Genomic DNA, 12,671 nt, shown 5'->3' with positions numbered 1-12,671 from the left:
GTCAGCGTTCCTGGTCCTGGTCCTCGACGAGGCGGACGAAGTCGCGCTCGTTGCGTTCGGCGCGCCGCACGTACCAGCCGGCGAGCAGCACGAGCGGGACGTAGAGGCAGAAGCCGAGGATCGCCCATTCGAAGCGGGCGGCGTCCGGGATGGCCGCGAACAGCACCGGCAGCGGCAGGACGAGGAGGCCGAGGACGGCGACCACGGCGAGGGCGGCGCGCAGTTGGGAGCGCATCAGGGAACGGACGTAGGTGTGGCCGAGGGTGGTCTGTTCGTCGATCTCGGTGCGCGGCCGGTAGTAGCCGGAGGTGCGGCGGGTGCGGCGGGGCGGGCCGGTGACGACGACGCGGCGTTCGACGGGGTCCTGGCTGGGCACGGTCAGGGCCTCCTCATCAGCAGGTCGCGCAGCTCGCGCGCGTGACGGCGGCTGACCTGGAGCTCCTCGTCGCCGACCAGGACGCTGACCGTGCCCGCGTCCAGGCGCAGTTCGCCGATGTGCCGCAGGGCGACGAGGTGGCGGCGGTGGATGCGGACGAAGCCGCGGGCGCGCCAGCGCTCCTCCAGGGTGGACAGCGGGATGCGTACGAGGTGGCTGCCCTTGTCGGTGTGCAGGCGGGCGTAGTCGCCCTGGGCCTCGACGTGGGTGATGTCGTCGACGGGGACGAAGCGGGTCACGCCGCCGAGCTCGACGGGTATCTGGTCGGGGTCGGGCTCGTGCACGGGTATGCGCGGGCCGGTGTCGATGAGCTCGGCGGCCCGGCGGACGGCCTCGGCGAGGCGTTCCTTGCGGACGGGCTTGAGCACGTAGTCGACGGCCTTGAGGTCGAAGGCCTGGACGGCGAAGTCCTCGTGGGCGGTGACGAACACGACCAGCGGCGGCTTGGCGAACCCGCTCAGCAGCCGGGCGAGGTCGAGGCCGTCGAGCCCGGGCATGTTGATGTCGAGGAAGACGACGTCGATCGCCTCCGGCCCGGCGGGCCCCGACTCCAGCGCGCGGTTGATGCGGCGCAGCGCCTCGGTCGCGTCGCCGGCGCCCTCCGCGCTGCCGATGCGGGGGTCGGCGTTCAGGAGGTAGAGCAACTCCTCCAGCGAGGGGCGTTCGTCGTCGACAGCCAGGGCGCGCAGCATGAACGTGGAGTGTAGGAGCAATTCGTACGCCTGGACATGTGCCGAGGTGCGGACGTTTCCGCTGGGTAGGGTGCCGCCATGAACAGCAGGCCCACGCCGTTCGACGAACTCGACCGGAAGATCATCACCGCCCTGATGGCGAACGCCAGGACCAGTTTCGCCGAGATCGGCACGGACGTCGGACTGTCTTCCACGGCCGTGAAGCGGCGGGTGGACCGGCTGCGGGAGGCCGGGGTGATCACCGGGTTCACGGCCACGGTGCGGCCGTCGGCGCTGGGCTGGCGCACCGAGGCGTACGTCGAGGTGTACTGCGAGGGCGCGGCCCCGCCGCGGCGGCTGGCGGAGGTGGTGCGCAACCATCCGGAGATCGCGGCGGCGATGACCGTGACCGGGGGCGCGGACGCGCTGCTTCATGTGCGGGCGCGGGATGTGGAGCACTTCGAGGAGGTCCTGGAGCGGATCCGCGCGGAGCCGTTCATCCGGAAGACGATCAGCGTGATGGTGCTGTCCCACCTCCTCCCGGAAAGCCCGGAAGCGGGCGCGAGCCATGCCGCGCCCGACGACGCAGCAGACCTGCGCTGATCCACTCGACAACGCAGCATTCCTGCGCGAACACGCAGCTCTTGTTTCTTGTCGCGCGTGGGCGTCAGTTCCTACCGTGGTGTCAACCCCGTTGACACCGCAGGAAGCGGAGGAACCCCTCTGTGCCCGACAACCGTGTGCCGCGCCGGCGGCGCTATCTCGTCTGCGAACCCAGACATTTCGCCGTGCAGTACGCGATCAATCCCTGGATGCATCCCGACGTCCGGGTGGACGTCGATCTGGCCCAGGAGCAGTGGCAGGCGCTGATCCGCACCTACCGCTCCCACGGCCACGCGATCGAGGCCGTGGAGCCGGTCCCCGGCCTCCCGGACATGGTCTTCGCCGCGAACTCGGCGGTCGTCGTGGACGGCCGCGTCTTCGGCTCGCTCTTCCACGCGCCCGAGCGCCGCCCCGAGTCCAGTCACTACGACACCTGGTTCAAGCAGGCGGGCTACGACGTCCACCGGCCCGAGTCGGTCTGCGAGGGCGAGGGCGATCTCGTCTGGACGGGCCGGTACGTGCTGGCCGGCACCGGGTTCCGGACGACCCGGGAGGCGCACCGCGAGGTGCAGGAGTTCTTCGGCCACCCGGTGATCAGCCTGACGCTGGTGGACCCGCACTTCTACCACCTGGACACCGCGCTGTTCGTCCTGGACGACGACAACATCGTGTACTTCCCGGAGGCGTTCTCGCCCGGGAGCCGCGAGGTGCTCGCGCGGCTGTACCCCGACGCGGTGCTCGCGACCCGCGAGGACGCGATGGCGTTCGGGCTGAACTCCGTCTCCGACGGGCGTCACGTCTTCATCGCGCCGCAGGCCGAGACGCTCGCCGCGCGCCTCGACGACCACGGCTACGTCCCTGTCCCCGTCGACCTCTCCGAGCTCCACAAGGCCGGCGGCGGCATCAAGTGCTGCACCCAGGAGATCCGCTGATGACCGCACCCGCGCACGCCCGTTCCTCCGCCGATCTGATCCGCGCGGAGGAGCCCGTCCTCGCGCACAACTACCACCCCCTGCCCGTCGTCGTCGCCCGCGCCGAGGGCACCTGGGTGGAGGACGTGGAGGGCCGCCGCTACCTCGACATGCTGGCCGGCTACTCCGCCCTCAACTTCGGCCACCGCCACCCGGCCCTGATCGAGGCGGCCCACCGTCAGCTCGACCGCCTCACGCTCACCTCGCGTGCCTTCCACAACGACAGGCTCGCCGAGTTCGCCGAGCGGCTCGCGGAGCTGACCGGCCTGGACATGGTGCTGCCGATGAACACGGGCGCCGAGGCGGTCGAGAGCGGCATCAAGGTGGCCCGCAAGTGGGCGTACGACGTGAAGGGCGTCCCGGCCGACCGGGCGACGATCGTGGTCGCCGCGGAGAACTTCCACGGCCGGACGACCACGATCGTGTCCTTCTCCACGGACGAGACCGCCCGCGCCGGCTTCGGCCCGTTCACGCCCGGCTTCCGGATCGTGCCGTACAACGACCTGGCGGCGCTGGAGGAGGCGGTCGACGAGACCACGGCCGCGGTGCTGCTGGAGCCCATCCAGGGCGAGGCGGGCGTGATCATCCCGGACGAGGGCTACCTGGCCGGCGTACGCGAGCTCACCCGCCGCAAGGGCTGTCTGTTCATCGCCGACGAGATCCAGTCGGGCCTCGGACGCACCGGCCGCACCCTCGCCGTGGAGCACGAGGGCGTCGTCCCGGACGTGCTGCTGCTGGGCAAGGCGCTGGGCGGCGGCATCGTGCCGGTCTCCGCGGTGGTCGCCCGACGGGACGTGCTGGGCGTGCTGCGGCCCGGCGAGCACGGCTCGACCTTCGGCGGCAACCCGCTCGCAGCCGCGGTCGGCACCGCCGTGGTCGAGCTGCTGGAGTCGGGCGAGTTCCAGCAGCGCGCGGCCGACCTGGGCGGCGTCCTGCGGGACGGCCTGGCGGAGCTGGTCGGCAAGGGCGTCGTCGGCTTCCGCGCGCGCGGCCTGTGGGCAGGCGTCGACATCGACCCGGCCATCGGCACCGGCCGCGAGGTCAGCAGCCGCCTGATGCACGAGGGAATCCTGGTCAAGGACACCCACGGCTCCACAATCCGCCTGGCCCCGCCCCTGACAATCACCGGCGAGGAACTGCACTCGGCCCTCGCCACGCTGGAGAAGGTGCTGACACAGGGGGCGTGACCGGGCCAGAGGCCGGGAGCCCCGCTCGGCTCTCCGTGCGCCGGAGAAGCTCCTGGCGCACGGGGCCGCCCGAGCCACCGGGCGGGAGGCCCGCCCGGTCCTCCGTGCGCCGAAGAAGTTCCCGGCACACGGGGCTGCCCGGACCACGAACCGGCAACCCCGCCCGGTCCCCCCGGACACGGGAGCAGCTCCCGACGCACGGGCCTGATGCGCCACAGGTCGCCAACCCCGCCCGGCCCTCCGAACACGGGAGAAGTCCCCGACGCACGGGCCCGACCACGCCACAGGCCGACAACCCCGCCCGATCCCTGGACACACGACAAGCTCCCGACGCACGGGCCCGACGCACCACAGGCCGCCAACCCCGCCTGACCGAGCCACGAGCCGGCACCCCACCCGTCCACCGGCCGCCGGAGAGGCCCCCCGCCCCACAGCCCCGACCGAGGCCGAACCCCCGTGAGGGTGAACACTGGGGTCAGAGGTGGTAGACCACTCTCAGCGACAGAGAGGTCAGCCGTGGCCGCACATGAGGAGCGGGGTGTTGGCCGGCATCGGTTCGACGTGGCCGATGCCGCGCCCGTGCTGCTCGATGCCCGGGGCGTGGTGACCGGCTGGACCAGTGGGGCGCAGCGGCTGCTGGCGTACGCGGCCGCCGATGTGGTGGGCACGCCGGTGGCCGGGCTGCTGTCCGGGCAGGACGCGGCGCGTCTGCCCGAGCTGGCGGATCGCTGTCGCCGGGACGGCGGCTGGTCGGGGCTGCTCACCGCGCGCGCCAGGGACGGCCGGGCGGTCAGGGTGATGGTGCGGATCGTCGCGGCGCCGGAGCCGGGCGGCAGGGCGCGCTGGCTGGCACTGCTCTCGGAGATGGCCGAGGCGCCTGGCTGGGACATGAGCCGCGCGGTGCTGGAGCAGATGGTCTCCCGTTCGCCCGTCGGCATAGCGATCGTGGACGCCGACCTGCGGTTCGTGTGGTCGAACGCGGCGCTGGCGCAGTTCGGCGGCGGACCCGCGCACGAACGGCTGGGGCGCCGGCTCGCCGACATCCAGCCGGGTCTGGACGCCGCGGCCGTGGAGACGCAGATGCGGCGCGTGCTGGAGACCGGCGTTCCGGTGGTCGGCTACGAGCACGTGGGCCACGTCCGCTCGGCGCCGCACCGCGAGACGGCGCACATGATGTCGTTCACCCGCCTCGACGACGACCGGGGCCATCCGATGGGCGTGTACTACACGGTCGTCGACATCACCGAGCGGCACCGCACCCGGCAGCGCCTCGATCTGCTGGACCGGGCCGGCCGGCACATCGGCCGGACGCTGGACGTCGTGCAGACCGCCCAGGAACTGGCCGACGCGGCCGTACCGGAGTTCGCGGACTTCGTCGCCGTGGACCTGCTGGAGTCGGTGCTGCACGGCGGTGAGCCCGTGCCGGGACCGCTGAGCGACACCGACGCGGTACGGCTGCGGCGGGCCGGCCACCAGTCGGTGGAGACGGGTGTCCCGGAGGCCGTGGTCGGCGTCGGCCAGGGCGCCACGTACCTGGCCGGGTCGCCGCCCATCCGCGCTCTGACCACGGGCCGGTCCTGGCACGAGGCGCGGCTCGACCCGCTCGCCCGGACCTGGGCGACGGACGCCCCCGGCGGCCGGCAGGCCACCTTCCTGGAGCTGGGGCTGCACAGCGTGATGATCGTGCCGGTCCGCGCGCGGGGCGTCACCCTGGGCGTCACGGCCTTCTTCCGGCGGCGCCGCCAGGAGTCCTTCGACGAGGACGACCTGCGGCTGGCCGAGGACCTGGTGTCCCGGGCGGCCGTCTGCATGGACAACGCCCGGCGCTACACCCGCGAGCGCGAGGCCGCCCTGGTGCTCCAGCGCAGCCTGCTCCCCCACCGGCTGCCCGAGCAGGACGCGGTGGAGGTCGCCGCCTGCTACCGGCCCGCCGACGAGCTGACCGGCATCGGCGGCGACTGGTACGACGTGGTGCCGCTGTCCGGGGCCCGCGTCGCCCTGGTGGTGGGCGAGGTGCCCGGTCACGGCATCGGCGCCGCCGCGGCCATGGGCCGGCTGCGCACCGCCGTACGGACGCTGGCGGCGCTGGACCTGCCGCCCGAGGAGGTGCTCGCGCATCTCGACGACCTGGTGGCGCGGTCGGCGCGGGACGAGGGCGTCGCGCCGGACGCCGAGGGCGTCGACCGTACGCAGTCGGTGGGCTCGGGGTGTGTGTACGTGGTGTACGACCCGGTCGACGGCCGGTGCACCATGGCCGCCGCGGGTCATCCCACGCCCTCCGTCGTCCTGCCCGACGGCGCCGTCACCTTCGTCGACGTGCCGCAGGGACCGCCGCTCGGCGTGGGCGGCCCGCCGTTCGAGTCGGTCGAGGTGATGCTGGCGGAGGGCAGCACCCTGGCCCTGCACACGGACGGCCTGCTGGCCCGCGACGGCGACCACTGGGCCGTGGACGCGGGCCGGGACCGGCTGAAGCCGGCCCTGGAGCGCTCCCCCACTCTCGAACAGCCTCGCGCGGGGGGACCCCCGTCGGACTCGCTGACGCTGCGCTGCCGGGCGGTGGTGGACGCACTGGTCCCGGACCGGCCGCACGACGACGTCGCGCTGCTGATGGCCCGCACCCGGCTCCTCGGCGCCGAACGGGTGGCGGTCTGGGAGCTGCCGAACGACCCCGCCGTGGTGTCCGACGCCCGCAAGGAGGCCGCCCGCCGGCTGACCGAGTGGGGTCTTGAGCACCTGACCTTCGCCACCGAGCTGGTCGTCAGTGAGCTGGTCACCAACGCCATCCGGTACGCCACCGGCCCCATCCGGCTCCGGCTGATCCGGGAACGCACCCTGTTCTGCGAGGTCTTCGACGGCGGCGCCACCGCACCCCATCTGCGCCATCCCCGCACCACGGACGAGGGCGGACGCGGGCTGCTGCTGGTCTCCCAGCTCACCCAGCGGTGGGGCACCCGCTTCACCCCCGAAGGGAAGATCATCTGGGCTGAGCAGTCGCTCGCCGATCCGGACTGACACCCGATCCCGGCACATATGCCGCACACCGTGCCAAACTGGTGGGGTTCCGGTGGTGAGGCGGAAGCCATGAGCGATACGGCGATCGACTACGCGGCGGTCTTCCGGGCCCTGCCCGGCATGGTGGCGCTGCTGACGCCCGAATTCGTCTTCGCGGACGTCAATGAGGAATTCCTCCAGCAGGCCGGGCGGGGCCGTCAGGACCTCCTCGGCCACTATCTGTTCGACGTCTTCCCCGACAACCCGAGCGACCCCGCCGCCACCGGCATGCGCAACCTCGCGGCCTCGCTGCGGCGCGTGGTGGCCACCGGCGAGCGCGACGCCATGGCCCTCCAGCGCTACGACGTGGAGTCGGCCGAGCGGCCCGGGCAGTGGGAGGAACGCTACTGGAGCCCGGTCAACGCCCCGGTGCTCGGCCCGAACGGCAAGGTCGTGCTGCTGGTGCACCGGGTCGAGGAGGTCACCGAGCTGATCCGGGCCCGCGGCGGCCGGAGCGGCAGCCGCGCCCGGGTGCTGGAGGCCGAGCTGTACACGCGCGCCCGTGAGCTCCAGGAGCTCAACGACCGGCTGCGCCATGCGCACGCCCGCGAACGTGAGGTGGCCCTCGCCCTCCAGGAGGCGATGCTGCCCGCCTCCCGCCAGGTGGGACGCCACGGGGCCGCGGTGCGCTACCGGCCCGCGGTCGGCTCGCTGAACGTGTGCGGCGACTGGTACGACGTGGTCGACCTGGTCGGCGGCAACCGCATCGGGGTCTCCGTGGGCGACGTGGTCGGACACGGCCTTGAGGCGGCCGGCGTCATGGGCCAGCTGCGCAGCGCGCTCACCGCCACCTCGCGCGTCGCCGACGGGCCCGCCCAGGCGCTCGACGTCCTCGGCCGGTACGCGCATGTGGTGGACGGTGCGGAATCGGCCACCGCGGTCACCACGTTCGTCGACTTCGACCGCCACTGCATCACCTACAGCAGCGCCGGCCACCTGCCCCCCGCACTGCTCCACCCCGACGGCCGCGTGGAGTTCCTCGACCGCGCCACCGACCCCCCGCTCGACGCCCGCCCCGACCCGGTCCCCCGACCGCAGGCGGAGGCGGAGTTCACCGCCGGCGCCACCCTCGTGCTGTACACCGACGGGCTGGTGGAGCGCAGAGGGGAGGACATCTACGCCGGCCTGGACCGGCTCGCCGACTCCCTCGTCAGCCACTGCCGCGACGAACCGGACGCGCTCGCGGACGCGGTCCTGCTCGAACTGCTGCCGCCGGGCGGCGCCACCGACGACACCGCGCTGGTGGTCGTACGGCTGTGAGTCTCCTGTCAAGAACGTCGTCCACGTCAGTCGCGGCTGACCCGGTTCCGGGCACCTGCCCGTGCGCCTACACTGACAGACCCCACAACACGCCGGTTGACCTGCCCCAACAAGGCAGTTGAGCCGTTCCGCCGGAGTAGAGGAGCGACCTCTTGTTCTACTACCTGCTCAAGTACGTGTTGTTGGGCCCTCTGTTGAGACTTGTCTTCCGGCCCCGAATAGAGGGCCTCGAACACGTGCCGCCGACCGGCGCCGCGATCGTCGCCGGGAACCATCTGTCCTTCTCGGACCACTTCCTGATGCCCGCCATCATCAAACGGCGCATCACCTTCCTCGCGAAGGCCGAGTACTTCACCGGCCCCGGCCTCAAGGGGCGGCTCACCGCGTTCTTCTTCCGCAGCGCCGGGCAGATCCCGGTCGACCGCTCCGGCAAGGAGGCAGGACAGGCCGCGATCCGCGAAGGACTCGGGGTGCTGCGCAAGAACGAACTGCTCGGCATCTATCCCGAGGGCACCCGCTCGCACGACGGCCGGCTGTACAAGGGCAAGGTCGGGGTCGCGGTGATGGCGCTCAAGGCGCAGGTGCCGGTGATCCCGTGCGCGATGATCGGCACCTTCGAGGCCCAGCCGCCGGGCAAGGTCATCCCCAACATCCGCCCCGTGGGCATCCGTTTCGGCGCGCCCCTCGACTTCTCCCGCTATGCCGGCATGGAGAACGAGAAGGCGATCCTGCGCGCGGTCACCGACGAGATCATGTACGCGATCCTGTCGCTGTCCGAGCAGGAGTACGTCGACCAGTACGCGGCCGTCGCCAAGGCCGAGCAGGCCGCGGCGGGCGAGCAGAGGGAACGCAGGTTCCCGAAGATGCCGCTCGGCTGAGCACTGCACGAAGGGGGCGACCGATGTCCTCGGTCGCCCCCTTGCTCCTGCTACTGCCCCTACGGCTTCGGCGTGGCGTGCGGTGTGCAGGTCACGTCGGTGGCGTCCAGGGAGCCGGTGAGCAGGTAGGCGTCCACCCGCTCGTTGATGCACGGGTTGACCAGGCCGGTCACACCGTGGGAGCCCGCGTCCTTCTCGGTGATCAGGCGGGAGCCCTTGAAGCGCTGGTGCAGTTCGACGGCGCCCCCGTACGGGGTGGCCGCGTCACGCTCGGCCTGCACGATCAGCACCGGCGGCAGTCCCTTGCCGGTCCGCACGTCCACCGGGGTCTGCTGCTTGGCCGGCCAGGTCGCGCAGGGCAGGTTCAGCCAGGCGTTGGCCCAGGTGAGGAACGGGTAGTCCTGGTGCAGCCGGGAGTTGTCGCGGTCCCAGCGCTGCCAGCTGGTGGGCCACTTGGCGTCGGTGCACTCCACGGCCGTGTAGACGGCGTTGCCGTTCTCGGAGGCGGCGTTGCCCGCGGTGTCGGTCGGGTCCGGGGCGGCCGCGTCGATGACGGCCTGGACGTCACCGGCGGCGTACTTGCTGAGCACGGTGGCGGCCGGCACCCACGCGGAGTCGTAGTACGGGGCGCTCTGGAAGAAGCCGATCAGCTCGGCCGGGCCGACGACCCCGCCCAGGGGGGCCTTCTTCGCGGCGGCACGCAGGTCGAGCCAGACCGCCTGGACCTCGGCGCGGGTGTCACCCAGGTGGAACGTGGCGTCGTTCGCGGCCACCCAGTCCTGCCAGTCCTCCCAGCGCATCTCGAAGGCGACGTCCTGGTCGAGGTTGGCCTGGTACCAGATCTTCTCCCGGGACGGGTTGACCACGCTGTCGACGATCATCCGGCGCACATGCCCCGGGAACAGCGTGCCGTAGACGGCGCCGAGGTAGGTGCCGTAGGAGACGCCGAGGAAGTTGAGCTTCCGCTCGCCGAGCGCGGCGCGGATGACGTCGAGGTCGCGCGCGGTGTTCGGCGTGGTCATGTACGGCAGCATCTCGCCGCTGCGCTCGGCGCAGCCCTCGGCGTACTCGCGGGCGAGCTTGCGCTGGGCCAGCTTGTCGGCCTCGGAGTCGGGCACCGGGTCCATCTTGGGCGCCTTGACGAACTCCTGCGGGTCGATGCAGGAGATGGGCGCGGACTTGCCGACGCCGCGCGGGTCGAAGCCCACGAAGTCGTACGCCTTGGCCGCCTTCGCCCAGACCGGGTTCTTGGTGGTCACCCGGCGCGGGAAGCGCAGGCCGGAGCCGCCCGGACCGCCCGGGTTGTAGACCAGCGCGCCCTGCCGCTCGTCCGCGGTGCCGGTGTTGCCGATGCGGTCCACGGCGAGCTTGATCTGCTTGCCGTTCGGCTTCGCGTAGTCGAGCGGCACGGTCACCCAGCCGCACTGGATGGGCTTCTCCAGCCCCCACTCGGCGGGGCAGTCCTGCCAGTCGACCCCGGCCTTCGCGGCCCGCGCCGCGGCAACGGCGGCCCCCCGCGCCTCACGGTCCTGACCGTGCCGGTCCTCCGCACTCGCCGTGGGCGCCGCGACCGCGCCGGCTATCAGCGCGGCGGTGACGAACACCCCGGCCGAACCGAGCGCCGCCACCCGCCCCTTACGTCTCGAATCCCTCAACTGAGGCCTCCCCCTGCATCGTTGTCATGAGCAGAGGGATCCTCCCGACTGTGCGGGTGCCGTGAACAGATGCGGGAGGGGTTCTTTGCCAATCCGATAAACGGATCGATACGTTCGCTTGGCGGGATGGGTGGGGGGAGTGCCTGCGGGCGGGGGGCGAGTGTGGGCAGTGGGCGGCCGCGACAGGGCAGCGCGTCCCGGTGACACGGAGGCCACCAGGGGGCGGGCGGAGGTTATCCGAGCGAAGCGAGTGCCTCGTCCGGTAGGTGGCGTAGCACCAGGGCGGCGGGGCCGGGCAGGGGGACGAGGGTGGCGAACTCCGGGCGGGCGACGGCGAGTTAGCAGACGGCACGGTGTCCGGCGAGGCCGGCGGGGGCGTCCCAGCCGCCGGGGGCGCCGGGCCGCAGGGCCACCGCGTGAAGGCCAGGGGACGAGCTCCAGCCGCTCGGCCGAAGCGGGCGGAGGCTATCCGAGCGAAGCGAGTGCCTCGTCCAGTAGGTGGCGTAGCACCAGGGCGTTCGGGGCCACGGCCGTTACCAGGGCGGCGGGGCCGGGCAGGGGGACGAGGGTGGCGTGCTCCGTGAGGACGCGGGCCGGCACCGGGTGGGTGGCGAACTCCGGGCGGGCGATGACGAGTTGGCCGACGGCCCGGTGTCCGGCGAGGCCGGCGGGGCCGTCCCAGCCGCCGGGGGCGCCGGGGCCGCAGGCCAGCTCCTGGTCGAGGACGGGCCGTCCGGCGATCCGCAGCGTCAGCCGGCTGGTGAGCCGTCCGGGTTGTTCGCCGGCGCGGCCGAGCACCTGCTCCTCGCGCAGCACGAGCCGGGCCGTCGCGCCGAGGTCGACGCGTGTCGTGACGTACAGATCGCTGCCCTGCGCGGAGATCAACTGCTCGGGGAGCCAGTGCAGTTCGCCCCCGTCCGCCACGTCGAGCCGCACGTCGTAGTGGGCCTCGCCCTTGGCCTGCCCCGGCAGCGCGATGGTCGCGGCGGCCGATCCGACGCGCAGCCTGGCCCCCTCGGCCACGTCGGCCTCCACCGCGAAGCGGTCACCACCGAGCGGCCCGCTCATCGCGCCGACGAGCATGACCCGCGCCTCGGCGCCGCTGCCCCGCGTGCGCCGCAGCGCCAGCGGCCCGTCGCCCTCCAGCACCGGAAGGGACGTACCGCCCCGGCCGTCGGCGCGCGCGCCGATTCGCGCGGTGGCGGCGACCCCGGTCGCGATCACGCCGACCACGCGGCGAGCTGCGCGCGCACCCAGTCGGCGACGTCCCCGACCCCGTCCTCGGTCCGCAACGACTGGAAGACGACCGGGAGTTCGGCGCGCTGCGCCTTGGCGTCGGCCGCCATCCGGCCGAGGTCGGAGCCGACGTAGGGAGCGAGGTCGGTCTTGTTGACCACGAGCAGGTCGGCGGTGGTGACACCGGGACCGCCCTTGCGCGGGATGTCGTCCCCGCCCGCGACGTCGATCACGAAGATCTGCGCGTCCACGAGCCCCTTGGAGAAGGTCGCGGTGAGGTTGTCCCCGCCGGACTCCACCAGGATCAGATCCAGCGGCCCGACCTCGTCCTCCAGGTCCTCCACCGCTTCGAGGTTGGCGGAGATGTCGTCCCGGATCGCGGTGTGCGGACAGGCTCCCGTCTCCACGGCGGTGATCCGCTCGGGCGGCAGCACGGCCTCGCGCAGCAGGAACTCGGCGTCCTCGCGCGTGTAGATGTCGTTGGTGACGACGGCGAGCGACAGCTCGTCGCGCAGCGCCCGGCACAGCGCCGCCACGGTGGCGGTCTTCCCGGACCCGACGGGCCCCCCGAGCCCGATCCGCAGGGCCCGGCGGGCCCCGTCGGGACGGTGGGCATCGGCGCTGACGGCGGCGGGACCGTCGTGGGAGTGGTCGAGGTGCATGACTACGGCTCCTATGTCAGGCGGGGGCTGCAATATCCAGCCCGTCCGGCGTTTGAGGACG

11 protein-coding genes are annotated in these 12,671 nt (G+C 72.7%); 6 read left to right on the top strand and 5 right to left on the bottom strand.

The window, feature by feature from the left end; genetic code table 11:
- Window position 1: 1 nt before the first annotated feature.
- Entirely contained in the window at window positions 2-382 is a 381-nt protein-coding gene (locus tag AB0Q90_RS10510; protein ID WP_363162303.1) for a hypothetical protein, read from the bottom strand.
- Window positions 379-1,128, bottom strand: a complete 750-nt coding sequence (locus tag AB0Q90_RS10505) for a LytTR family DNA-binding domain-containing protein (protein WP_363162256.1) — start codon at window positions 1,126-1,128, stop codon at window positions 379-381. Before AB0Q90_RS10505 ends, AB0Q90_RS10510 begins: the two co-directional genes overlap by 4 nt.
- 78 nt (window positions 1,129-1,206) lie before the next feature.
- Between AB0Q90_RS10505 and AB0Q90_RS10500 the strand changes: the two genes are divergently transcribed.
- The 6 genes from AB0Q90_RS10500 to AB0Q90_RS10475 all read left to right on the top strand — a co-directional run bounded on the left by AB0Q90_RS10500 (window position 1,207) and on the right by AB0Q90_RS10475 (window position 9,057).
- Window positions 1,207-1,710 (top strand): Lrp/AsnC family transcriptional regulator, encoded by a 504-nt coding sequence (locus AB0Q90_RS10500; RefSeq protein WP_363162255.1) that lies wholly within the window; start codon window positions 1,207-1,209, stop codon window positions 1,708-1,710.
- Window positions 1,711-1,832: 122 nt separating this feature from the next.
- Entirely contained in the window at window positions 1,833-2,642 is an 810-nt protein-coding gene (ddaH, locus tag AB0Q90_RS10495) for a dimethylargininase (RefSeq protein WP_363162254.1), read from the top strand.
- Complete coding sequence (rocD, locus tag AB0Q90_RS10490; RefSeq protein ID WP_363162253.1) at window positions 2,642-3,868, top strand: ornithine--oxo-acid transaminase; 1,227 nt, start codon at window positions 2,642-2,644, stop codon at window positions 3,866-3,868. The genes ddaH and rocD overlap by 1 nt, the downstream gene beginning before the upstream one ends.
- A 516-nt stretch (window positions 3,869-4,384) precedes the next feature.
- The gene (locus AB0Q90_RS10485) at window positions 4,385-6,880 is read left to right on the top strand and encodes a SpoIIE family protein phosphatase (RefSeq protein WP_363162252.1); all 2,496 of its coding nucleotides are present in this window, start codon (window positions 4,385-4,387) and stop codon (window positions 6,878-6,880) included.
- Window positions 6,881-6,949: 69 nt separating this feature from the next.
- Window positions 6,950-8,179 carry a SpoIIE family protein phosphatase gene (locus tag AB0Q90_RS10480; RefSeq protein WP_363162251.1) on the top strand — a complete coding sequence of 410 codons (1,230 nt, stop codon included), beginning with the start codon at window positions 6,950-6,952 and terminating at the stop codon, window positions 8,177-8,179.
- A 152-nt stretch (window positions 8,180-8,331) separates the two neighbouring features.
- Window positions 8,332-9,057: a lysophospholipid acyltransferase family protein gene (locus tag AB0Q90_RS10475; protein WP_363162250.1), complete on the top strand. Its 726-nt coding sequence runs from the start codon at window positions 8,332-8,334 to the stop codon at window positions 9,055-9,057.
- Between the two features lie 59 nt (window positions 9,058-9,116).
- Here AB0Q90_RS10475 and AB0Q90_RS10470 read toward each other — a convergent pair whose 3' ends face one another.
- From AB0Q90_RS10470 to ureG, 3 genes are all read right to left on the bottom strand, one after another.
- Entirely contained in the window at window positions 9,117-10,712 is a 1,596-nt protein-coding gene (locus tag AB0Q90_RS10470) for an alpha/beta hydrolase (protein ID WP_363162249.1), read from the bottom strand.
- A 465-nt stretch (window positions 10,713-11,177) separates the two neighbouring features.
- Entirely contained in the window at window positions 11,178-11,945 is a 768-nt protein-coding gene (locus AB0Q90_RS10465; protein WP_363162248.1) for an urease accessory protein UreD, read from the bottom strand.
- Window positions 11,933-12,610 (bottom strand): urease accessory protein UreG, encoded by a 678-nt coding sequence (gene ureG, locus AB0Q90_RS10460; protein WP_363162247.1) that lies wholly within the window; start codon window positions 12,608-12,610, stop codon window positions 11,933-11,935. The genes AB0Q90_RS10465 and ureG overlap by 13 nt, the downstream gene beginning before the upstream one ends.
- Window positions 12,611-12,671 lie beyond the last annotated feature (61 nt).

The organism is Streptomyces sp. NPDC079141 (assembly GCF_040686775.1).
Lineage (GTDB): Bacteria > Actinomycetota > Actinomycetes > Streptomycetales > Streptomycetaceae > Streptomyces.
This window is presented reverse-complemented; position numbering and strand designations above follow the sequence as displayed.

Coding starts and splice junctions, on each gene's coding strand:
- AB0Q90_RS10505 (WP_363162256.1), bottom strand. CDS start 1,128: ATGCTGCGCGCCCTGGCTGTCGACGACGAACGCCCCTCGCTGGAGGAG.
- AB0Q90_RS10500 (WP_363162255.1), top strand. CDS start 1,207: ATGAACAGCAGGCCCACGCCGTTCGACGAACTCGACCGGAAGATCATC.
- rocD (WP_363162253.1), top strand. CDS start 2,642: ATGACCGCACCCGCGCACGCCCGTTCCTCCGCCGATCTGATCCGCGCG.
- AB0Q90_RS10480 (WP_363162251.1), top strand. CDS start 6,950: ATGAGCGATACGGCGATCGACTACGCGGCGGTCTTCCGGGCCCTGCCC.
- ureG (WP_363162247.1), bottom strand. CDS start 12,610: ATGCACCTCGACCACTCCCACGACGGTCCCGCCGCCGTCAGCGCCGAT.